This is a genomic window from Candidatus Chryseopegocella kryptomonas, assembly GCF_001536065.1.
In the GTDB taxonomy this organism is placed as follows: Bacteria; Bacteroidota; Ignavibacteria; order Kryptoniales; family Kryptoniaceae; genus Kryptonium; species Kryptonium kryptomonas.
Map to the genome: position 1 here is coordinate 47,286 of NZ_CZVW01000008.1, position 21,197 is coordinate 68,482.

General features: G+C 36.0%; 21 protein-coding genes. 2 read left to right on the forward strand and 19 right to left on the reverse strand.

The features are described 5' to 3' along the window. The first annotated feature begins 6 nt into the window (after positions 1 to 6). Positions 7 to 804 carry a c-type cytochrome gene (locus AWW83_RS04745; RefSeq protein ID WP_092349278.1) on the forward strand — a complete coding sequence of 266 codons (798 nt, stop codon included), beginning with the start codon at positions 7 to 9 and terminating at the stop codon, positions 802 to 804. 20 nt (positions 805 to 824) lie between these two features. Here the strand turns inward: AWW83_RS04745 and phoU are convergent, their stop codons facing one another. The 13 genes from phoU to tsaD all read right to left on the reverse strand — a co-directional run bounded on the left by phoU (position 825) and on the right by tsaD (position 13,776). Beyond that, positions 825 to 1,499, reverse strand: a complete 675-nt coding sequence (phoU, locus tag AWW83_RS04750; protein WP_092349281.1) for a phosphate signaling complex protein PhoU — start codon at positions 1,497 to 1,499, stop codon at positions 825 to 827. A 16-nt stretch (positions 1,500 to 1,515) separates the two neighbouring features. Continuing rightward, entirely contained in the window at positions 1,516 to 2,295 is a 780-nt protein-coding gene (pstB, locus tag AWW83_RS04755; protein ID WP_092349284.1) for a phosphate ABC transporter ATP-binding protein PstB, read from the reverse strand. Then, on the reverse strand, positions 2,292 to 3,119 hold the full coding sequence (gene pstA / locus AWW83_RS04760; RefSeq protein ID WP_092349287.1) for a phosphate ABC transporter permease PstA: 828 nt from the start codon (positions 3,117 to 3,119) through the stop codon (positions 2,292 to 2,294). Before pstA ends, pstB begins: the two co-directional genes overlap by 4 nt. Before the next feature lie 3 nt (positions 3,120 to 3,122). Next, complete coding sequence (gene pstC, locus AWW83_RS04765; RefSeq protein ID WP_234697245.1) at positions 3,123 to 3,992, reverse strand: phosphate ABC transporter permease subunit PstC; 870 nt, start codon at positions 3,990 to 3,992, stop codon at positions 3,123 to 3,125. Then, entirely contained in the window at positions 3,979 to 5,037 is a 1,059-nt protein-coding gene (gene pstS, locus AWW83_RS04770) for a phosphate ABC transporter substrate-binding protein PstS (RefSeq protein ID WP_092349292.1), read from the reverse strand. The genes pstC and pstS overlap by 14 nt, the downstream gene beginning before the upstream one ends. A gap of 84 nt (positions 5,038 to 5,121) precedes the next feature. Beyond that, positions 5,122 to 6,489, reverse strand: a complete 1,368-nt coding sequence (locus tag AWW83_RS04775) for a sensor histidine kinase (protein ID WP_092349295.1) — start codon at positions 6,487 to 6,489, stop codon at positions 5,122 to 5,124. Then, entirely contained in the window at positions 6,479 to 7,165 is a 687-nt protein-coding gene (locus AWW83_RS04780) for a response regulator (RefSeq protein ID WP_092349297.1), read from the reverse strand. The genes AWW83_RS04775 and AWW83_RS04780 overlap by 11 nt, the downstream gene beginning before the upstream one ends. A gap of 5 nt (positions 7,166 to 7,170) precedes the next feature. Beyond that, complete coding sequence (locus AWW83_RS04785; protein WP_092349300.1) at positions 7,171 to 8,337, reverse strand: P1 family peptidase; 1,167 nt, start codon at positions 8,335 to 8,337, stop codon at positions 7,171 to 7,173. Position 8,338: 1 nt separating this feature from the next. Beyond that, the gene (locus tag AWW83_RS04790; protein WP_092349303.1) at positions 8,339 to 8,947 is read right to left on the reverse strand and encodes a UbiX family flavin prenyltransferase; all 609 of its coding nucleotides are present in this window, start codon (positions 8,945 to 8,947) and stop codon (positions 8,339 to 8,341) included. After that, positions 8,923 to 10,605 (reverse strand): hypothetical protein, encoded by a 1,683-nt coding sequence (locus tag AWW83_RS04795; RefSeq protein WP_092349306.1) that lies wholly within the window; start codon positions 10,603 to 10,605, stop codon positions 8,923 to 8,925. Before AWW83_RS04795 ends, AWW83_RS04790 begins: the two co-directional genes overlap by 25 nt. Positions 10,606 to 10,609: 4 nt before the next feature. Continuing rightward, positions 10,610 to 11,971, reverse strand: coding sequence for an endolytic transglycosylase MltG (mltG, locus tag AWW83_RS04800; RefSeq protein WP_092349309.1), 1,362 nt, complete (start codon positions 11,969 to 11,971; stop codon positions 10,610 to 10,612). After that, the gene (gene trpA, locus AWW83_RS04805; RefSeq protein WP_092349312.1) at positions 11,937 to 12,743 is read right to left on the reverse strand and encodes a tryptophan synthase subunit alpha; all 807 of its coding nucleotides are present in this window, start codon (positions 12,741 to 12,743) and stop codon (positions 11,937 to 11,939) included. The genes mltG and trpA overlap by 35 nt, the downstream gene beginning before the upstream one ends. A gap of 13 nt (positions 12,744 to 12,756) precedes the next feature. Then, positions 12,757 to 13,776, reverse strand: coding sequence for a tRNA (adenosine(37)-N6)-threonylcarbamoyltransferase complex transferase subunit TsaD (tsaD, locus tag AWW83_RS04810; protein WP_092349315.1), 1,020 nt, complete (start codon positions 13,774 to 13,776; stop codon positions 12,757 to 12,759). Between the two features lie 122 nt (positions 13,777 to 13,898). Here tsaD and AWW83_RS04815 point away from each other — a divergent pair, with 122 nt between their 5' ends. Next, positions 13,899 to 14,594, forward strand: a complete 696-nt coding sequence (locus AWW83_RS04815) for a ComF family protein (RefSeq protein WP_159421108.1) — start codon at positions 13,899 to 13,901, stop codon at positions 14,592 to 14,594. Here AWW83_RS04815 and AWW83_RS04820 read toward each other — a convergent pair. From AWW83_RS04820 to AWW83_RS04845, 6 genes are read right to left on the reverse strand one after another with little or no spacing between them, the layout of a single operon-like run. Continuing rightward, positions 14,591 to 15,748, reverse strand: a complete 1,158-nt coding sequence (locus AWW83_RS04820; protein WP_092349321.1) for an acyl-CoA dehydrogenase — start codon at positions 15,746 to 15,748, stop codon at positions 14,591 to 14,593. The two genes, AWW83_RS04815 and AWW83_RS04820, sit on opposite strands and share 4 nt — an antisense overlap. Before the next feature lie 49 nt (positions 15,749 to 15,797). Then, positions 15,798 to 16,757 (reverse strand): methylmalonyl Co-A mutase-associated GTPase MeaB, encoded by a 960-nt coding sequence (meaB, locus tag AWW83_RS04825; RefSeq protein ID WP_092349324.1) that lies wholly within the window; start codon positions 16,755 to 16,757, stop codon positions 15,798 to 15,800. Further along, entirely contained in the window at positions 16,757 to 17,683 is a 927-nt protein-coding gene (locus AWW83_RS04830; RefSeq protein ID WP_092349327.1) for an SDR family oxidoreductase, read from the reverse strand. The genes meaB and AWW83_RS04830 overlap by 1 nt, the downstream gene beginning before the upstream one ends. Then, positions 17,680 to 19,764: a M28 family metallopeptidase gene (locus AWW83_RS04835; RefSeq protein ID WP_092349330.1), complete on the reverse strand. Its 2,085-nt coding sequence runs from the start codon at positions 19,762 to 19,764 to the stop codon at positions 17,680 to 17,682. The genes AWW83_RS04830 and AWW83_RS04835 overlap by 4 nt, the downstream gene beginning before the upstream one ends. 50 nt (positions 19,765 to 19,814) lie before the next feature. After that, a complete protein-coding gene (locus tag AWW83_RS04840; RefSeq protein WP_092349333.1) occupies positions 19,815 to 20,747 on the reverse strand; it encodes a radical SAM protein in 933 nt (310 codons plus the stop codon). 52 nt (positions 20,748 to 20,799) lie between these two features. Further along, on the reverse strand, positions 20,800 to 21,123 hold the full coding sequence (locus AWW83_RS04845; RefSeq protein ID WP_092349336.1) for a hypothetical protein: 324 nt from the start codon (positions 21,121 to 21,123) through the stop codon (positions 20,800 to 20,802). Between the last annotated feature and the right edge of the window lie 74 nt (positions 21,124 to 21,197).

A 21,197-nucleotide genomic window follows, 5' to 3' on the forward strand; every position in this document is an offset into this window, starting at 1 on the left:
TTAAAAATGAAGGCGAAGATATTAGCAACAATTGCTTGCATTGGGCTTTTTATATATGGTTTTACAGGAATTGATCAACCAAGCAATCCGCCGAAAGAAGTTCTTGAACACGGTAAAAAGGTTTTTAATTATGTCTGTGCACCGTGCCATGGCAAAGATGGCAAAGGAGACGGCGTCGTAAGCTCAACTATATTCGTAAAGCCAAGGGATTTTACATCTGGTATATTCAAGTTCAGATCCACCGAAAGCGGAAATCTTCCAACGGATGCTGATCTTTATGAATCAATTTCGCTTGGTTTCCACAATACTGCTATGCCAAGTTTTTCTCAATTAACACCGGAGGATAGATATGCGCTTGTTGAATACATAAAGACATTTTCAGAGAGATTTTCAAATCCGAAAGAATATCCGTTAAATGTTGTGATGCCAACTGGAGCAATTCCACTTTCACCCGAAAGTATAGCGAAAGGAAGAGAAATTTATCTGAGGATGAAATGCTGGGAATGTCACGGCGTTAGCGGAAAAGGGGATGGACCAGCAGCGCAACGGGGCTTTAAAGATGACTGGGGAAACAAAATTTTGATCCCAGACCTGACAAATCCAAATGAAGTCAAGCGTGCATCAACAGTTGAAGATATTTATCTTGTCTTCACAACGGGATTAAATGGTTCTCCAATGCCATCTTATAAAGATGTTTTAACGGATGAAGAAAGGTGGCATCTTGCAAATTATATTTACGCATTGATTCACGGGATTGCGCTTTACGATGGAAAGACGATTGAAGAATTGAAAAGCGAGCAATGAAATTTATAAGGCAGGGAGGGTTAAACGCCTCCCTGCTCCGTTTCTTTGTATCTCCCATGCTTTATAACCTTTCCTTCAACAATATATACAACATCTTCCCCAATGTTCGTCGCAAGGTCTGCAATCCTTTCAAGATTTCGTGAAATTCTCTCAATATGGATTGCACGCTCAATCGTGGTTGGGTCAGAGATCATATAAGTTATCAACTCACGCAAAATTTGATCACGATATGCATCAACTATATCATCTCTTTCACATACATTTTTAGCAAGATTTGAATCACCTTTGATAAATGAATCTATGCTATCCTTCAACATTTGAATTGTTTCCTCAGCCATTTTCGGAAGATCAATCAATGGCTTTACCTGTGGCCTTTCTATCAAAAACAAAGCGCTTTCAGATATATTTACAGCCATATCCCCAATCCTTTCAAGATCGTTGTTCATCTTCAAAATCATTATTATCGTCCTCAAATCTTTCGCCTCTGGATGAAACCTCGCTATCAAATTAACACACATTTCATCTATTTCAATTTCCATCTCATTTGCTCTTGGTTCGTCAACCTGTAAAACATCAATTAAAAGCGCCTTATCCCGTGTCAATAAACCACGAATGCTTTTTTCAATCATGCTTTCAACCAGATTTCCCTGCTCAACAATTTTCTCTTTTAACTTGTTTAATTTTTCAGCCAGCATATATCAAAAAAATTTTTTATCCAATTTTTCCTGACAAAAACTCTTCCGTTTTCTCATGCCTTGGTCTTGTGAAAACTACATCAGTTGGACCATACTCAATGAGTTCTCCAAGATACATAAATGCAACATAATCTGAAATTCTTCCTGCCTGTCCAACATTATGAGTGACGATCACAATCGTAACAGTATCTTTTAATTGCTCTAACAATTCTTCAATTTTTAAAGTTGCAACTGGATCAAGCGCTGATGTTGGCTCATCAAGTAAAATTATATCTGGTTTCATCGCCAAAGCTCTTGCTATGCATAACCTTTGTTGCTGTCCGCCTGAAAGAAATGTCCCTTTTTTATGAAGACGATCTTTAACCTCGTCCCAAAGGGAAACTTTTTTCAAGGTTTCTTCAACGATTTCATCAGCTTCACTTTTTTTAAGCTTAATACCGTTCAAAATGTATCCAGCAATTACATTCTCGTAAATACTCATCGTCGGAAATGGATTTGGCTTTTGAAAAACCATCCCAATTTTTCTTCTGACAAGCATTGGGTCAATTGAATAGACATCAATTTCTTCAATTTGATGATTTTTCTCAATTAAAATAACTTTTCCTTCAACTTTTGCTTTTGGGGAAAGCTCATGCATTCTGTTAAAACAACGGATAAGTGTTGTTTTTCCACAGCCAGATGGACCCATAATTGCGGTTATGCTATTTCTCGGAATTGAAAGATTCACATTTTTAACAACGATATGTTCGTCATATGAAGCGGTCAAATTTTCTGTCCTCAGGACTATGTCCGTCATCTTTTGCTTATCAATCTTGTTATTATGTTTAAAGTTAAAACAAAAACGACCAAAATGCAAGACGCACCCCAAGCTTTCGCCCACCATTCTTCATATGGGCTTACTGCGTAGTTAAAAATTAAAAGTGGCATTGCGCTTATCGGTTTCAAGATGTTGAAGTTCAAAAATGGATTTCCAAATGCTGTGAAAAGAAGTGGCGCTGTTTCACCCGCTATCCTCGCCGTGCCTGCAAGAATTCCAGTTAAAATTCCACTAAACCCAGCTGGGATAACAACTTTTAAAATTGTCTTATAATACGGAACACCCAAAGCAAGCGATGCTTCTTTAATTTCTCTTGGGATTAATTTCAAAATTTCTTCTGTTGATTTTATCACAACTGGTAGCATCATAATTCCCAGAGCTACGCCACCTGAAAGCGCCGAAAAATGCCCCATTGGTTTTACGATCCACAGATAAACAATTATCCCCACCACAATAGATGGAACACCTTGTAAGATCTCAACAACGAGACGGGATAAAAACGCAATTTTACTATCACCTTTTTCAGCAAGAAAAACACCCGTAAAAATGCCAAACGGAACCGCTAAAATCAATGCGATGATGATCAAAATTGTCGTCCCAACAATGGCGTTTAAAATTCCACCACCTGGCTCGCCAACAGGTTTTGGAAGCGATGTCAAAAATTCCCAATTTATAACCGAAATTCCGTTTTTAATGATAAAATAAAGGACAAGAAGAAATGGCACTGTTGAAAGAATTGCAAATAGCGTCAAAAAAACAGAGATAATTTTGCTTTTTAAAATTCTGAAATGATAACTTTTCATCTCTCAATGCTGTAATTTTTTTAAAATAAACCTTCCAATCAAATTCACAACAGTTGTGATTATGAACAATGCAAGACCTAAATACATTAAGCTTGAAAGATAAACTTCTCCCGTTGCTTCTGTAAATTCATTTGCTATGACGCTTGCGATTGTGTTTCCGGGGCTGAATATACTTTCTGGAATTCCGTGGTAATTTCCAATAACCATTGTCACCGCCATAGTTTCGCCCAAAGCTCTCCCGAGTGATAAAATTATGCCTGCGATAATTCCAGACCTTGCGTAAGGAATCATAACTTTTTTTATTACCTCCCAGCGAGTTGCACCAAGAGCGTAAGCTGCTTCTTTAAGCTCATTTGGAACAAGTCGCATAGCGTCTTTCCCAATTGAAGCTGAATACGGAAGTATCATAAAAGCAAGAATAATTGATGCTGTCAATATACCCACACCGTATGGCGGAACATTTAAAGCAATTTCAATCTCACGAACTAATGGGACAAGAAAGAACAAACCCCAAAATCCTAAAACAACGGACGGAACACCAGCAATTAATTCTGTTAAGTATCTTAAAATTTCGGCAAAAAATCCCTTTTGAAAATATTCGCCTAAAACTATGCTTATGGCAATTGAAAATGGGAATGAAATTCCAAGAGCAATAAAAGATGTTAAAATCGTCCCGTAAATAAAAGGCAATGCTCCGAATTCCTCTTGAACAGGATCCCAGTTTTTACCAGCAAAAAATCCTATTCCAAATTTTTTGAAAGCGAGATAAGAAGCATTAAACAAACTCAGAAAGAACCCTACGCCAAGAAATATCAAAAGCACAGCAAAGAAACTCAGGACAAGGTTGAAAATTTTATCTTTATTTAATGCCAACTTCCGTGTAAACCGGCTTGCCATTGTATGTGATTGATTTAATTATTGCTTCCGCTTTTTTAACAGCCACCGATGGCAATTTTGCATAATCCAAAGGCTCGGTATAATTTTGCCCATCGTGAATCATCCACCACAAAAGCTTAACAAGTTGCTTTGCTCTTTCAAATGATCTGTTTTTATAATTTTGCTCTTTATAAACAAGTATCCAAGTAAAACTGCTTATTGGATAACCATCTTCGGAATCTGTATCGGTGATAGAAATTCTTGTGTCATCTGGAATTTTTACATTTCCAGCTGATGTAATTGATGAAAGTTCTGGTTTAATAAATTTTCCCTTTTTATTTTTTACAAGTGCAATTGGGAGTTTATTTTGTTTTGCATAAATAAGTTCAACATAGCCAATGCTTCCGGGAATTTGCTTTACGAGCCCTGTTACACCCTCATTTCCCTTAGCCCCAAGACCAACAGGCCACGCAACTGATGTCCCACGCCCGACTTTTGTCTCCCATTCTTTGCTGACCTTTGAAAGATAATCAACGAAAACAAATGTCGTCCCGCTTCCATCAGACCTGTGTATAACGGTTATGTTCATATTCGGAAGTTTCACATCGGGATTTAGCTGAGTTATTCTTGCATCGTTCCACTTTTTTATCTTTCCAAGGAAAATATCCGCAATGACATCGGGAGTTAATTTCAACTCTGGATTTCCGGGAAGATTATATGTTATCACAACCGCACCAAGGCAAATTGGAATGTGAAGAACGGGGGAACTAAATTCTTTTAGTTGCTCATCTGACAAGAAAGCATCTGAAGCACCGAAATCAACTGTTTTTTCCTTTAACTGTCTTATTCCACCACCTGAGCCAATTGAGTTATAATTTACTTTTATGCCTGTTTGTTTGTAATAGACATCAAACATTTTTGAATATAAAACATATGGGAAAGTTGCCCCAGCCCCAAGAAGTTCTTTATCCTGTGAAAATGAATTTAAATTGAGAAGGTTTAAAATTAGAAATGCCAGAAGAAAGAATCTAAAAATTCGCATAAAGATCGCAGAAATTTTCTTTTTAATCCGTTCAAAGTTAAACTGAAATTTTTAAGACAGGGTTAAAAAATTGTTAAAATTTGGTTAAGAATCCGAATCTTTAACAGGCAATATAATTTCAAACTTTGTTCCTACCCCAACTTTACTTTCAAGGTTTATGCTCCCGTTATACATTAAAACTATGTGTTTAACGATTGAAAGCCCCAATCCTGTGCCACCACTTTGCCTTGACCTTGATTTATCAACAACATAAAATCTTTCAAATATCCTTTGATGATGCTCCTTTGGTATCCCGATACCTGTATCCTCAACCGTTATTTTTATTTTCTTGATTTTATTCGCTGTCTCTTCTAATGGTTCAACCTTTATCTTTATCCCTCCTTTGTCTGTGTATCTTATAGCGTTGTCAATTAAATTTGAAAGCATCTGCTCAATTCTAAAAGGATCCGCTTTAAATCTTGGCAAATTTTCCGAAATTTGAACATCACAAAACAAATTCTTCTTTTTGATTTCTCTTTCATAAATTTTTAAAATTCCACCAACAACACTTTTAAAATCAATTATTTCCTCCTCAAACTTAACAGCTGCTTCAACCTCAGACAAAATCAAAAGGTCTTTAATAATTTTGACCAACCTGTCGGTATTTCTTTTTATCGGATCAATATAATTCAAAAGTTCTCTAACTTTCCCACGTTTGGCAAGTTTTTCAAGTTCCTCCTCAAGCGTTTCAACATAACCTTTTATATTTGAAAGGGGCGTCTTCAATTCGTGAGAAATGTTTTCAACAAGTTCCCTCTTTATCCGAGCGAGCTCAATTTGAAAACTTACATCGCTTAAACTCAAAATTATATCACCGTTCAAAGTTTTCACAGCATTTATTAAATAAATTTTCTCTTTGACTTCAATTTCCTTTGAAATTTCCTGCCCCGGTTTTAAATTTTCATCCATCATCAAACTTTTTATAAATTCATTCAAATCAAAATCCCGTATCACCTCCCAATACAACTTCCCTTCACCTAAAAGAGATTCTTCAATTATAACCCCGGACTTTGAAAATGTTGTTTTAAAGTTTTCGTTAAACTGCTTTATCCGCCCATTTTTATCAATTATCAGAACAGCATCAGAAACTATTTTGTTTAAAGTTTTGAATTTCTCTTCGTAATCTTTGAATTTTATCTCAAATTCCACAAAACGTTTGTGTAGATACCGAAGATTTGTGATTAAATTTGGCAAAGAAATTTCTTCATTAATAGCATCCTTTTCATTGTAAAAATTTTTTATTTGTTTGTTAAGTTGAAGCAATGGTTCAAACAAATTTTTAAAACACCATAATGCAAAAATGAACGACAAAATCAAACCCAGAGCCGGTTTTAAAATCAGTGTAAGCACAACGATAAGAAAAAATCCGAAAAATATGAAAATGTTTAAATTTCTCATTTGCTTATTCAACATCTATTTTATATCCAACACCACGAACGCTTTTTATCAATTTGCCAAATTTCCCAAGTTTATCACGCAAATTTTTTATATGGACATCAACCGTTCTATCATAAACATTCTTTTCATCGCCCCATATACTTCTTAAAATTTGCTCCCTTGAAAAAACCCAGCCAGGTTTTTGTGCAAGGAGCTTGAGAATTTTAAACTCCGTAAGTGTTAAGTCAATTTTTTCATCTTCAACGAACACTTCCATCCGATTTAAATCTATTTTGAGATTATCTGCTATTGTGATTATTTCATGCTTTGCCTCTTCTGTTGATGTTCTCCTCAAAATTGCCTTAACACGTGCAACAAGTTCCCGTGGCGAAAATGGTTTTGTTATGTAATCATCCGCTCCAAGTTCAAGCCCTATGATTTTATCCGTCTCCTCAATTTTTGCGGTTAAAATTATAATTGGAATTTCTTTCGTCTCTGGATCAATTCTCAAACTTTTGCAAATCTCAAGCCCATCTATATCTGGCAACATCAAGTCAAGAACTAAAAGATTCGGTTTATCAGTTCTCAAATAACGAAAGAAAGATTCACCATCTGTAAATTTTTTCACCTTGAAACCTGCCTTTTGAAGATGAAGGGATACAAGTTCAAGAATATCTTTATCATCTTCAATGATTGCAATTGTCTTTTCCATAATTTTCACCTCAACTTAAATTTTTTATCGTAGTTTAAGACATTGTATTTGTTCAAAATTTCAACTACCTTGTCAATTGGTATTGCTTCAACTTTTCGTCCGAGATAACCCGTCATCGTTGTTGCCTTCAAAAGTGAATTATAAATTGCTTCTTCGGTTGCTTCAACAACTGCTTGAAAAAGTGGAGAAAGGGCTGAGTTCGGTAGAACCTTTATCGTTTGTGGTTGATAAATTTCGTCAGTTTGTTTAATTCTGCAATCTGGATTTGTTGAAAAAGCAATTACATAATCACCGCTTCCATTTGTTGAGGGTGAGCCAGTTCTCGCAAGCCCAAGCATTGCTCTTCTTGCGAGTCGTTTTAATTGATTTGGCATAAGTGGAGCATCCGTTGCGACAACAATTATGATTGAGCCGTCTGCTTTTTGAAGTTCATCTTTAAGATAAAATTTCCCAAGTTCAAGCCCAACAGGAGCTCCGTTTATCGTTAGAATTCCACCGAAATTTGTTTGAACCAGAACCCCAACCGTCCATCCACCGAGATTTTTCGGCAAAACTCTTGATGCAGTTCCAATTCCACCTTTCCAACCAAAGGCAATTGTTCCAGTGCCAGCTCCAACCGAGCCCTCTTCAACCTCACCAGAACTTGATGAGTTTATAGCATCAAGAACATCTTGATAAGTTATAACTCTTTCCTGAATTTTGTTGAGATAACCATCATTTGTTTCACCTACGACTGGATTAATTGAGCGAATTTCCATTCCCGATTTTTCAAGCGTGTATTGAATCAATGCATCTGCAACCTTTGGAACAGCGAGCGTATTTGTAAGAGCAATCGGTGTTTCAAGTTCCCCAAGCTCTTCAATCTGCGTTGATCCTGCAAATTTTCCAAACGCATTCCCCGCATAAAATGCACAAGGAACTTTATCCCTGAACAAATCTCCGTCGTGCGGAATTATGACCGTTACGCCTGTTCTTATGCTGTCCCCTTTTATAATTGTTTTATGCCCAACTTTAACTCCCTTGACATCCGTAATAGCATTATATTTTCCAGCTGGCAAAACCCCAACCACAATCCCAAGCTCCCTCGCTCTGAATCTTTTTTCCACGCTTTGTGCTTTCATACCGAAATTTAAAATTTGTTGTAATAAAATTAACAAAATTAAAATCCGCATCTTACTCACCCCACTTTTTGTATAAGTTATGCTCAACTTTAAAAAGCGATAAAATTTTCCCAGCGATGAAATCCGCAAGGTCTTCAAAAGTTTTGGGTTTTTGATAGAACGCTGGAGAAGCTGGTAAAATTTTCGCACCCGCTTGGGCAAGCGTGAGCATATTTTGTATGTGAATTAAATTCAATGGCGTTTCTCTAAATACGAGAACAAGTTGACGATTTTCTTTTAAACAAACATCTGCTGAACGCTCAATTAAATTTGACGAAATTCCATTTGCTATTCCAGACAAAGTTTTCACAGAGCACGGAACGACAACCATACCATCCGTATCAAACGAACCGCTTGAAATTCTTGCGGTCAAATCTCTGAAATTGTATTTAATTATCTTTCCCTTTTCAACTTCATCTCCAAATAAATTTCTTAACACATCCATCGGCTCATTGTTTCTAAAATCAACTCCACATTCATCTTTTAAAACATAATTTCCATAATCCGAAACCACAAGGTGAATTTCAAACCCATAAATTAGAAATGCTCTAATCGTCCTCAACGCATAAATTCCTCCACTTGCTCCTGTCACTCCGACTATAACTCTTCTTCTGTTCTCCATTTTGCGACCTTTAAAATTTTTTGCCTAAAAATATGAAAAGTGTATCTCTCTACAATGATGAGTAAAAGCAAAATCGCTCCTGTGAAAATTAAATTTTTAAACTTTAAAATCATAAAATAAAATCCACGCTCAAACAATACTGCAACTAACACCGCAAAAAACGAAGAAAATTGAATTAAAATTTTTTCAATAGAACTTAACTTTTCAATTGGTTGACTGAACGGAAGATGTGAAGAAATTAAAGCAACAATGTTAAAAAATATCTTTGTCAAAAACGCTGTTGTTAAGATGTGAAGTAAAACAATTTGAAACGATTTAAGTAAAATAAAATACAGAATTGAGAACAGCGCAAGCAATGGAATCAAAATGTGATGCCATAAAACTTTAAAAGCGCCATTCATTGCGTAAAACATTTCATCAGCAGTGATGAAATGATAAATCCATCTCGCTTCATAACTACGATGATTTGTGATTGCGATAATTCCTGCGGTCACATTGAAAAAAATTGAAATAAGCATCAAAACATTGGCTTTTGAAGATGGTTCAATCAGTGGATTTTTTACTTCATCAAAAAGCAGAAAATAAATTGCTATCGCAATCCCAATGGCAAAGGCTGACAAAATTTTAACCATCACAGACCTATCACGTCTCAAATGAATATAGACAAGCTCATACATCGCAAATTCAATTTCCTTCTTAAAAAGAAACTTTTTTAAGAACTTTACAATTTCAAAAGCGATATATTTTTTGCCTCTGTCAGATGTTCTGGATGAGTCAATTATATTTTTCAACATTTCAATTCTCAATGTAAAAATTGGGATAAGCAAAATACACAAAGCAATTGCAATTGAAAAGATGTCAAATAAATTTAAAGCAAACATTTTAAGCCCAGCTAAAAAAATGAATAACTTTGAAGCGACAATTTGAGGGACAAAAATGGGAACGCTTTTAAAAATTTTATCAATCAAAGCAAATAAACTTTCCGAAGGATCAGCACTTGAAAATAACCTGTTAATGATTTGATAAACGAAAAATGTAATAAAAACAGCGATAATTTGCGCAGGAAGCAAAATTTTTCTCAACTTTGAAAATTTTAACCCGCGCCCAATGAAAAGCATAAACAACAGAACAAAATTTGATGTGACGATCACAACCAAAGTTGCAACAACAAAATATGAAAAAGATACAATAAAACCTTTCAATTGTAAAATTCCAAGCAAATTAAAAATCAAAAGCACAAGGGTCGGCGGAAGATTTATAGAAAAACTCAAAAGAAAAACAAAGAAAAGAAAATTCATATATTTCGCAAGCCCGTATGAAACAGGATCAACTGGTAATGAAGATAAAAATTCTATCTCTGCTTGATTTAAAACAAAAGTTTCAAACTCAACAAGAACAGTGAAAATTAAAAGCAAAATTTCAACAGAAAAAAGAACGAAGGAAAAATTTAAGAGAAACAAGGCGTTTTCATACTCGGAAAAGATATTTTCTCTATTTTCAGGAATGAGTGAAAGCGCAATCGTAAGAGAAAGCAGAGAAAACCACAAAAAATTTGTTATAAAAATTAAGATAATTCTTCCGTAGTTTGTCTTGTTGGGTTTCTTTGAGCGAAGGTCAATTTTCAGAAGAAATTTAAATATCTCTACGACAGAAGCCACGATTTTAGTTGTTTTGATTTTTCTTTGAGAGCAAAATTTTTCTGTATCTTCGCACCGCCTTCAAATGTTCTTCATAAGTTCGCGAGAATATATGCCTTCCGCTTCCATCCGAAACAAAGTATAAAAATTTATGTTTTTCGGGATATAAAACCGCAAGAATTGAACTTCGCCCGGGGTTATTTACAGGTCCAGGTGGCAAACCTTTGTTTAGGTAAGTGTTGTATGGCGATTCAATTTTTAAATCTTTGTAAAGTAATCTTCTTGGACCATCTGGGATAATGTATTGAATTGTTGGGTCTGCTTCAAGCGGTATGTTAAGTTTTAAACGATTGAAATAAACGCCAGCAATTCTTGGCTTCTCGTCATCAAACTTCGCTTCACCTTCAACTATTGAGGCAAGAGTCACAACCTGATGCGTCGTTAAACCGATGACTTCTTCTCTTTCCTTCAATGAATCTGAATAAAACTTTTTGAACTCCGAAACCATCTTTTTAATTATGCTCTCTTCATCATCTCCCCAGATGAAAATGTAAGTATCAGGCATAAGATAACCTTCAAGACCTTCTGCATCAATGCCTAAATTTTTTGCAAATCTGGGTTCGTTGACAAGAGACATGAACTTTACAGAATCAATCCCGATCTTTTCCCTCAAAATTCCAGCAATTCTTTTTGCTGTCAATCCCTCTGGGATCGTGACCGAAATATGCATAACATATTTTGGATTTAATAACTCATCCATTAAAACAGCGATCGGCAAATTATCAGTCAAAACATATTTTCCCGCCTTAACTTTTTTATCAAAATTAAAAATTCGTCCAGCGTAGTAAAATAAAATTTTGTCTCTTAAAATTCCCTCCGAACTCAAAATATCAACAACTTGTTTAAAAGATGCGTTTTTAGGTATCTCAACGATTGAAAATTTGGTTGGTGGAAGATCAAATATGAAAAATTGCTTTGTTATGATGTAAAAAATGCTCAACAGAATAAGGATAACAAAATTTTTTGCAAATTCTGGAATGTTAAGAAATTTTTTATTCAAATTTTCTTCAACAAGTTTATTTTTTTCTCTAAACTCTGCTGACTCCCTTTCAAGGCGTCGTGATTCATCAATAATTCTCTCATACAATCTTTTAACAGCCATATCTGAAAGAGGTCCGAAATTATGCTTGATGACATTTTCAATGACTTGTTTTTCTCTTTCGGGTGAATAAATTGGGAGATTCAATTCCTGTTTGAGTTTTCCTATTTCGTCGGCGTATCTTGCTCTTTTGTTAAGAAGGCGGATAATTTTTACATCAACTTTGTCAATTTTTTTTCGCCATTTTTCAATTTCACCATATTTGCTTTTTCTCTTGAACCAGCCCATTTTTTAATTCTTTTATGAATTCGTAAGCAATTTCCGAGCATTTTGATATTTCATCAATGTTGAAAAGTTTTTTAATTAAAGCAGAACCAACGACAGCACCATCAGCCCACTCCCACGCTTTGAGGACATGCTCTCTTTTTGATATACCAAACCCAACAACAAATGGCTTAGTGGAGTTCTCTTTTACCCTTCTCATAAAATTTTCAAATTCATCTCCACCGAAATTTTCCCTTTCACCTGTTACACCCGTGACAGAAACGCAATAAGCGAAATGAGTTGATTTTGAGGAAATTAACTTTATTCTTTCCGTCGTTGAAGTTGGGGCAACAAGAAATATATTGCTTAAACCATACTTTTGAGAAAAATTTATCAATTCATCTGCTTCATCCACAGGCAAATCAGGAACTATCAAACCATCAATGCCATTTTCAACCGATTCCGACACAAATTTTGAGATGCCAAAATTTAAAATTGAATTGAAATAACCCATTAAAATTATCGGTGTTGAAAATTTCTTTCTGAATTCAGAAACAATGTTAAAAATTTTTCTCAAATTTACTCCATTTTTCAAGGCGATGTAAGATGAATGTTGTATTGTCGGTCCATCCGCAATTGGATCGCTAAATGGAATACCAATCTCAATCATGTCGCTTCCAGCATAATGAAGTGCCTCAAGCAATGGAAGTGTTGAGTTCTTAATTGGGAATTCAGGAGTTATGTAAGGTATCAAAAGTTTTTCGCCTTTGTTTAAAACTTTTTCAATTCTATTCATCGCAAGTTTTTGTTTAAATTTTCAAATTTGGAACTGGGCTTAACCCGTAATCATGCTTTATCCCATTTTTCAATTTTATGTAACCAACAAAAGCGATCATCGCTGCATTGTCAGTGCAATAAGATAAATCTGGAATGTAAAGTTTTATTCCTTCACTTTCTGCTTTTTCTTTCATCCTCTTTCTCAATTCAGAGTTTGCAGCTACACCACCTGCAATTGATATATTTTTAACATTAAAATTTTTTGCTGCTTTTATCGTCTGTTCAACGAGTGCATCAACAACTGCTTTTTGAAAGCTTGCGCACACATTTCTAATTATTTGCGTCTTTTCCTTCTCATCAAGATTTTGGAAATTAATTTTCTTCAAATAATAAAGAACTGCCGTTTTCAAACCGCTGAAACTAAATTCATACTCATCATCTTTACTTGATGATGGGATTGGCTTAGGGAACTTAACAAAATTTGGATCTCCCTCACGAGCAAGTTTATCAATCAAAGGTCCGCCCGGATAACCAAGTCCGAGAAGTTTTGCAACTTTATCAAATGCTTCACCAGCTGCATCGTCGCGCGTTTGTCCAAGAAGTTTAAATTTCAAAAAATCTTCAACCAAAACAAGCATCGTATGCCCACCCGAGACAACCAAAGAGACAAACGGGAAATCGGGATGCTCTTCAGCCAAAAAAGTTGAAAAAATATGCCCTTCAAGATGATTGATACCGACAATTGGAATTTTTAAAGCAAACGCCATCGCCTTCGCAAAGCTAACACCGACAAGCAAAGAACCAATTAACCCTGGACCATAAGTTACCGCAATTCCTTCAAGTTCTTCTTTTTTTACTCCAGCGCTTGCCAAAGCTTCATCAACAACCTTAACAATAACTCTTTGATGTGCTCTTGATGCAAGTTCAGGGACAACTCCGCCATATTTTGAATGAAAGTATTGAGATGAAACAATGCTTGAAAGCAATTGCCCATCGTCAAGAACTGCTGCTGATGTCTCATCACAAGATGTCTCTATTCCAAGGATTTTCATTCTATCGTCTGCGGTTTTTAAAAAAATTAATGAAAAATCTTTTTCATTGCAATTTGACGACAGAGATCATCTTGAAATAAACGCTGAATTTTTATATAATCAAACAAAAAGCGCAAATGAAAGTGCTTGATTTAATTTTTAATTCGCTTCTTGACTTCGTCTTTATTTACGAATGCGAGATTTGTCATCAACATCTTGAAGATAGAAAAATGATAATTTGTTTTGATTGCCTTCAAAAAATTGAAAAAGTTGAATCAATTGATATTGAGAAAAGTTTTAAAGTAAAATTTGGTGAAAATGGATTTGTGAAAAAGGCGTTTTCATGCTTTCATTTTAAAGATGAAGGAATAATCCAAACACTAATTCACGAGCTTAAATATCAAAATAAACGTTCAATAGGAATTCTTCTTGGTGAGATCGTTGGGAATTCAATCAAAGATGATGAAGATTTTTTGAGAGCTGATGCTTTGATACCTGTCCCGCTTCACAAAATTAGACTTAGAGAGCGAGGTTACAATCAAAGTGAGTTAATTGCAGAAGGGATAAGTAAAGTCATCGGCGTAAAAGTAAACAACCATATATTATTTCGCTCAAGGAACACGCAGACACAGACAAAGTTAAATTTTGAGGAACGAAAGGAGAATGTGAAAGATGCTTTCTTTGTTAGAGAAAAAGATAAAAAGTTTGTGCAAGGTAGAAAATTTATAATCGTTGATGATGTTATAACGACTGGATCAACTGTTAATGAATGTGCAAAAGCTTTAATTCAATCAGGTGCGTCGGAGGTTCTTGCTTTATCCGTTGCAATCGCAGGTTAATCAAGATGTGAAAGTTCTTTAAGGATTTTATTTGCAATTATTATCTTTTGAATTTCGCTTGTTCCCTCACCAATGGTTAAAAGTTTCGCATCTCTATAAAGTTTTTCAACGGGATATTCTTTTACATAACCATAACCTCCATAAATTTGAACTGCTTCATTTGCACATTTCACCGCAACTTCACTTGCGTAATACTTTGCCATTGAAGCATAAAGCGAATAATCTTTGCCCTGATCTTTAAGATAAGCTGCTTTGTAAGTTAACAATCTTGCTGCTTCAATTTGCGTCGCCATATCCGCAAGTTTCCACTGGATTGCCTGAAACTCCGCAATATATCTTCCGAATGCTTTTCTTTCCTTTGCATATTTTAAGCTCAATTCAAGCGCTCCCTGAGCAAGCCCGACGGAAAGAGCTGCTATTCCAATCCTTCCACCAGCAAGAATTTCCATCGCCTGCCTATAACCTTGACCTTCTTCACCGATTAAATTTTCTGCAGGAACTTTGCAATTGTCAAATGCAAGGGAACAAGTTTCACTTGCACGCATTCCGAGTTTATCTTCCTTTTTCCCAACAATCAAACCTTCATAACCTTTTTCAAGGATGAATGCTGAAATTCCATTTTTCCCCTTGCTTTTGTCCGTAACCGCCATCACGACGATGATTTCAGCGCTTCCACCGTGAGTTGTAAAAATTTTATTGCCATTGATGACATAAAAATTATTTTCCTTTACAGCGGTTGTCAAAAGATTCGCAGCGTCGCTTCCTGCTTGTGGTTCTGTCAAAGCCCACGCACCTATCTTTCTACCAGTGCAAAGATCAGGAAGGTATTTCTCTTTTTGTGTTTCATTCCCGAACATAAAAATATGATTTGTGCAAAGCCCATTGTGTGCGGATACACTTAAACCAATTGACGGATCAACTCTGCTTATCTCCTCAATTATCACAACATAATCAAGATAGCTCAACCCCGCACCTCCATATTTTTCTGGAAATGTTATTCCGAGAAACCCTATCTCACCAAGTTTTTTCATCAGCTCAATTGGAAATTCCCCCGACTGGTCAAATTTTTTGACATTTGGCGCTATCTCATTTTCTGCAAAATCACGAGCAAGTTGCTTTACTTGCTTCTGAGTTTCAGTTAAATAGAAATCCATAGCTTTGAACCTTTTGAGTTTGTTTTTATTTTCGGAGCTTTTGGCTCCTTTATTGTAAAGAATTTTGCTTGTAAAAATGTTTAATGAGTTCCTCAGCTATTTCAATCGGATTTAAATGCGAATTCTCAATGGAACCAACTTTTTCATCAAGCATTTTTTCTCTGTCAAGCGTCCAAAAATTTTCTCTTAACTTCTCCTCAACGATTTCTTTTATTTTAAGTTTCAACTTTTCTTTTCTCCTTCTTTCAAATTCGCCAGTTTTAATCAGAAAGTCACGATGTTTTTTTATAACTTCAAGAAGCGAATCAACCCCTGCACCCGTGCTTGCAACTGTTTTTATAACTTCAATTTCCCATTCATCCCTTCTTTGCCTAAAACTTAACACACTTTTAATTGCATTCACAGCCACATCAGCTCCTTCTCTATCGCTTTTGTTAAGGACAAATATATCGGCTATCTCCATCAATCCTGCTTTCATCGCTTGAATTGAGTCGCCAGATTCAGGGACTAAAACAACCACAACTGTATCAGCAGCTTTTACTATATCAAGTTCGGATTGCCCAACTCCAACCGTCTCAAAAATTATATACTCAAATCCACCAGCATCAAGTATATCTCCCGCCTCAATTGCTTTCTTACTTAATCCTCCCAAACTTCCACGCGTTGCCATACTTCTTATAAATACACCCTCATCAAGTGTTAAGTCGCTCATTCTTACTCTATCGCCAAGCAAAGATCCACCTGTAAATGGACTTGTTGGGTCAACCGCGATTATTCCAACTTTTTTGTTTTCGTTTCGTAGAAGTTTCGTCAGTTGAAAGACAAGTGTGCTTTTGCCTGCGCCCGGTGGTCCCGTGATTCCAATTTTGTAAGCTTTTCCAGTGAATTTGTAAATTTTTTTCAAAAGTTGCTCTGCATCCGGATGTTCGTTTTCAACAAGTGAAATTGCTTTTGATAAAGCTCTAAATTCACCTTTTGTTAATCTATCAACAAGTTCAACCACAGACATTAGGACTTAAATTTATTTTTGAAAAACTCAACCGTCAACTTTAATCCTTCATCAAGCGAAACCTCCGGCTTCCAGCCGAGAACTTTGTTTATCTTCTCATAACTTATAACACTTCTTCTCTGCTCTCCTGGTTTCGCGGGTCCATGAACTTCATCGCAATTTGCTCCAGTCAAATTTTTTAATTTATGAAAAAGCGTATTCACATCTGTTTCAATTCCCGTTCCAATGTTGAAAACATCCGACTTATCATAATTCAAAGCCAGAACATTTGCCCTTACGACATCACCTACATAGGTGTAATCTCTCGTTTGAAGCCCATCTCCATTTATTATTGGTTGCTCCCCTTTCAACATTTTACTTGTAAAAATTGCCACAACTCCTGCTTCGCCGTGTGGATTTTGTCTTGGTCCATATATGTTGGCATATCTTAAAACAACATAATTTAAGCCATGGACTTCCTTGTAAAAATAAAGATATTTTTCAACGGTCAATTTTGCCACGCCATAAGGTGAAAGAGGTCTTGTCGGATGCTCCTCATCTGCTGGGAAATAATCCTGCTCCCCGTAGATTGCTCCGCCTGTTGATGCAAAAATAAATTTCTTGACACCATATTTAACACACAACTGCAAAAGGTTCAAACTCCCAATTATATTCACATCTGCATCATAAATTGGGTCTTCAACTGACTTTCTTACATCCATCTGTGCAGCGTGATGATTGACAATGTCAATTTTTTCGCTCTTAAAAATTTCCTCAATCTTTTTATCTCTTATGTCCATTTGATAAAACTTCGCCTTCGGATTCACATTTTCAATAAATCCAGTTGATAAGTTATCAACAACAATAACATTATGCCCGAGTTCAATGTAAGAATCAACAACATGTGAACCGATAAAGCCAGCCCCGCCAGTTACAAGTATGTTCATTTAACCTCCCTTTTGTTTTTTAAAATTGTTTGCATTTCTTTGATGACATCTTCAATTGCTTCCTCAAGTAATTTAATCTCTCTTTTTACAGCATCAAAATTTCCCGAATAAAGCATCTCACTTATTCCGGGCAATGGTTGAGAGCCATAGCCAAGATAATAACCTGGTGCATAAATTCTATGCTTATACCAATCACGATTTGGAAGTCCAGATTTTCGTGTAAATTTCTGCTCAATTTTTTGTAGCTCAATTTTTACGAGCGAATTTCTGATTCTAAAAAGTGAATCGGCATAAATTTTAAATAATTTCAATTTTTCCTTTACACTCGCAAAATCAATTCCATTAGATTTCAACTTTGCACCATAATTTTTCTCAATTTGATTCACATATTTTTCCACCTCATCTGCATAATCAACATAGTTAAACGGCAAATAATCTGCCGAAGATAACCTCATCAGAGCAATTCCAACAATTTTACACATCGTTTCATGATATTTGAAAGTTGGGTCGCAAAAGTTTTTCATCCAATAAAAATTGTCAAGTTGGGAGTGATAAACTCCGTATGGACCTGTAAATCTCATATCAATTGACGGAATTCCGGCGTAATCAAGAAATGCGGTATAATCAGAACCACTTCCCAATCTTCCAATTTTAATGCGAGCTGTATCAGGTGGATTTGAAGATGAATTTTTATTCTGATTTTTCCACGCTTCAACGAAGATACTGTTCCCAGTTTCTGGATCATCAACAGATTTTATAACTTCTTCAATGAAACGGTCAAGCGATGGAACAGCGCTTGCTCCGAAATTTTTACCTGAAACAGCAACATCAACATTTATATAAGCGATCGCATTTTTAACCAAGTCATTGTAGTTATCTTCAACCCACTCTGTTGAGCCGATTAAACCGTATTCTTCCGCATCCCACGCACAAAATACGATGCTTCTTTTTGGTCTCCATCCGCTTTTCACAAGTTCAGAAAGAGCTCTTGCAGTTTCAAGCATCACCGCAGTTCCACTGTTTGGATCAACAGCACCATAAACCCACGCATCGTGATGATTCCCGAAGATAATTTTTTTCTCCGGCTCTTCAAATCCACGCAATTCAGCAACAACATTCTTTATCTGTCTTATTTTCCAGTTTGATTTAATTTTCATTTTGACCTTTGCTGGACCAGGTCCAGTGTGATACGCAAAAGGTAATCCACCTTGCCATTCCTCCGGAACTACGGGACCGGATAAATTTTCAAGAATTACCTTTGCAATTCCGTAAGATACAGGCATCGTTGGAACTTTGGGCAAACTTTTCGCCTGTTCAGGCGAAATTCTCTTCGCATCTTTTGTCGCTGGATATCCGGGCGTGAGTGGATCACCAGGATACTCAAACATATAATAAATGCTTCCTCTTTGAACCGCTCCCTCAGGTCTCCAAGGTCCACGAGGATAAACATCACCTTTCATATAGCCATCATCCATAGGGTCAGAATAAATAATCAACCCGATTGCCCCATTTTCTTCCGCGACTTTCGCTTTTACACCTCTAAACGACTTACCATACCTTGCCATCACAATTTTCCCCCGAACATCAATTCCAAGTTCTTTTAACTTCTCATAATCCTCAGGCAAACCATAATTAACATACACAACCTGTGCTTCAACTTCTCCATCAGGAGAGTATGCGTTGAAAAATGTAAAGATATTATCATCGTAAGTATCTTTATCCCAAAGCCATGATGTTTCTTTTAAGTCAAATTTTATCCTGCTGGGTTGCGTCATTTCAAGCACAACCTCCTCTGGATAAGGAAGATAAGCCCAATAATCAACGATTTTTGAATTCAATCCGTATGATTTGAAAACGCTATCTATATAAAAAGCAACCTTATAACCCGCTTCACTCCCCGCAGGATGTGGTTCTTCCGTCAGAATAAATAGATGTCTTTCACAATTCTGAGATTTTGGAATGCTCAAAAACTTCTTCTCCCATTCAATCTGTCTTTGGGTATTTTCCCCGAGGAAACCTGTTAAGTTCTGTGCTTGAATTACAAATGAGATAAAAACTAAAAGAAACGATACCCTTTTCATTTCAAGTCTTTTTGTAGGAATTTAAAAAATTGAAAAGATAAAATCAACCCCTAAAACCATGGACTTAGTTCAATTCTTCTTAATCCAAATTGATGAGCAAGTTTTATCGCTTCTCTATATTCTTGAACCGTTATTCTTCGTGCCAGTTCTGGTTTTAGAAAAGCATTGAAATAAGGTCTATATTGTGCCATAATGTTAACATAAGTATCCTTTGAAATCTCGTTTGCAATAAACTCAAAAACCTTTGCCGAACCTGCTATATTATTTGGAAGGACAAGGTGACGAACAAGCAAACCTTTCACTGCTATACCATCAGATATTTCAAGGTCTCCAACCTGTCGCCACATTTCTTTCACTGCTGGGCGAACAACATCCCAGTAATCTGGAACACCTGAATATCTCAAACCATTTGCGTTATCAGAATACTTTATATCAGGCATGTAAATATCAACGATCCCTTCAAGCAACTTCAAAGTTTCAACTGACTCATACCCACCACAATTATAAACGATTGGAACTTTTAATCCCTTTTTAACTGCAATCCAAATGGCTTCAACGATTTGCGGAACATAATGCGTGGGCGTTACAAGGTTAATGTTATGGCAACCCAATCTCTGAAGATAAAGCATTGAATCAGCAAGTGTTGAGACATTGATAATCTCACCAACTTTAAATCTGCTTATTTCATAGTTTTGACAATAAATGCAATTCATATTACAACTTGCGAAAAAAATCGTCCCCGACCCATGACTTCCTACAAGACACGGCTCTTCGCCAAAGTGCGGGTGAACCCCGGAAATTATGATTTCGCTTCCAACTCTACATTTACCCTTTTTTCCCGAATATCTATTCACATGACAATTCCTCGGACAAAGCGTGCAATCGCTTAGAATTTGTTTTAAAATCTCAACCCTTTCTTTTAAAATCCCTTTTCGTTCTAATTCAATATATCCTGGCTCATATGTTTGCGCTTTAACTTGCATAGCCAGTTAGGCAAATTAATTAACATCCCCCGGGAAACCCGGGGGATCGTAGTTATGATGTTGGTTTAGTTAAAGCACCCCAGAATCCAAGAACAATGAGAATAATACCAACTATGATTGGGTTAGCAATTCCTTGTAAGCCAGAAATATAAGCGCAGATACCAAGCCAAATCCCTGCTATACCAATAATTGCTGAGAAAATTTTCAGCAAACCTTTAATAGGGCTTACAAATACCCAAAGACCAAGTGTGAATGAAAAAATACCCGTTAAGAGATACAAAATTTCAAAGTTTTCTTTGTTGACACTAATCCCCATTAAACCTGAACCAAGAAGAAGCCATAATCCCACAATGAAGGTTGCCCAAAATTGCCACATGGCGGATCCTCCCCTTTAATTTTTTTATTTTCTGAAATGCCCGTTTTTAACGGGCAAAATTTTCTTTGCAACAT